This is a genomic window from Oleiphilus sp. HI0125 (assembly GCF_001635355.1).
In genome coordinates, this window is record NZ_LWGF01000537.1 from 1 (window position 1) to 557 (window position 557).

The following is a 557-nucleotide window of genomic DNA, read 5'->3' on the forward strand; positions in this document are numbered from 1 at the left end:
ATAGGCGGTGCTCCATACTCACAAGTATTTCAAGACAATATCAACTATGCACGAAATGCAGGAGTGATCATTATTGCTGCTGCAGGTAATGGTGAATATAACTACTCGACAGAAAGAAATGAGGGCGTTATTACACCAGAGTACCCAGCATCCTATGACGGCGTCGTCTCTGTTGGAGCTCTCGAGCCATTCGATCCTTTTACTCAAGAATACAAGCTCGCATCCTATTCTAACTTTGGACCGACGTTAGACCTAGTCGCCCCTGGCGGAGCTTCCGATTCTGACAGCACGAGCAATAACACAAAGATATTAAGCACGTTTGTCGATGAAGATTTTGATACAGGTATTCTCAGCTCTGGTTATGAATACTCACAAGGCACGTCTATGGCAGCACCACATGTAGCAGGTGTCGCTGCACTCATGAAATCAGCTTACCCTGAGCTAAGCCCTGCAGATTTCGACATCCTACTTAGAGACGGAAAACTCACCAGTAACGAAGGCCTTAACAACGGCAACGGTGATGCGTTTTATTTCGGCGCCGGCAAAATAGATGCTAG

1 protein-coding gene is annotated in these 557 nt (G+C 46.3%); it reads left to right on the forward strand.

The genetic code is table 11. The features are described 5' to 3' along the window. Positions 1 to 557: S8 family serine peptidase (locus A3762_RS06760; protein WP_197469100.1), on the forward strand; the 557-nt coding region annotated here is incomplete at both ends.